This is a genomic window from Streptomyces sp. NPDC052236 (genome assembly GCF_044548015.1).
GTDB lineage: Bacteria > Actinomycetota > Actinomycetes > Streptomycetales > Streptomycetaceae > Streptomyces.
The window spans coordinates 1-1205 of the sequence record NZ_JBIUBL010000090.1 but is presented as its reverse complement, the minus strand read 5'-3'; the positions used below and the strand labels follow the sequence as shown (position 1 = coordinate 1205).

Here is a 1205-nt window from a genome sequence, read left to right as displayed (position 1 = left end):
TGAGCGGTGTGCATCGTGAAGTTGCAGGTCACGGGTCTGGTGTGCGGGCGTCTTGGCATGCTCGCGCTGGTCGGCGGACCGTGTCCACGGTGAAGATCGTCTGACAGGGCGGCCGGGGCGGTTCTCGGGTTCTGCTGCGCCTGTCGTGAGGGCCCGCCTACGATCCGGCGCCGTACGGATGCACCGCCGGATCGGGGGAGGGAGCGGGGATGTCCGAGTTGGAGCGGATCACGGCGCGCCGGAGCGAGCTGGACGCGCTCGCCGAGGAACTGTTCAGCGGCTTGAGGAAGTTCAGGCGGAGCGGGAGGAGTTGGTGATCGCCGAGCGGGTGCTGCACCGGCTGGCCGAACAGGACCGGGCCGAGGCGGAGGCCACCGCCGCAGTGGCTCCAGTGAAAGCGCAGATGGCGGGGCGTGCGGTGCTGCTGATCCCGCATCGCGGTGATGACCCAGACGAGACCGCGCTGCCCGATGACTACCGCAAGATCCTGGCGATCGTCCGGGCCGCCGATGGTCCGGTGCAGGTCAGGACGGTGGGCGAGGAGCTGGGGCTGGAGGTGGCGGTGCGCGGGAAGCTGGAGCCGCTGCGGGCGAAGATGACCAAGCTCGCCGATCGTGGCTGGCTGCACAAGCGGCCCGACGGGCGGTTCACCGCACGCCGGTAACCCGCGCCGGGACGAGGACGGCGGGGCGTAACCGGCGGGCCCCCGGCGGCAGTTGAGTTTGATGTGAAGAAAAACAACCCTCACGCCGAGGGCCCTGACGGCCTTGTCTACACCGCCCGCCTGCCGCTGTCGAGCGCCACCCTGAACTACCTCGCCACCCTGATCCGCGGCCATCTGAAGAAGATCGGCTCACCGTGGCGGGCCCTGCCCGCGGGGAAGATCGCGGGGATCGTGCTCGCGGTGCTGCGCTGTGACCAGCGGCCGGGCGATCTGGCCGGCGGGAACGGGGTACACCGCACCACCGTCACCCGCTGGGTCCGCGAGGTCGTCGGCCTGCTGGCCGCCCGCGCCCCGCGCCTGGACTGCGCCTTGAAGAAGATCGCCCGAAAGGGTGGTGGGATCGTCCTGCTGGACGGCTCGCTGATACGCACCCGGCGGCGCACCGGGGGCGAGAACCGGAAGAACTACTCCGGGAAACACAAATGCGCATGGCCTGCTCGTGATCGCACTCACCGACGACAACGGCCGCCTGCTGTGGGCC

Annotated in this window: 1 protein-coding gene and 1 pseudogene; both read left to right on the top strand. The window is 70.1% G+C overall.

Annotated elements, in window-relative coordinates; genetic code table 11:
* Positions 1–310: 310 nt before the first annotated feature.
* A complete protein-coding gene (locus tag ACIHCQ_RS44605; protein WP_399675103.1) occupies positions 311–664 on the top strand; it encodes a hypothetical protein in 354 nt (117 codons plus the stop codon).
* A 63-nt stretch (positions 665–727) separates the two neighbouring features.
* A pseudogene (locus ACIHCQ_RS44600) lies at positions 728–1205 on the top strand (IS5/IS1182 family transposase); the annotation flags it as partial.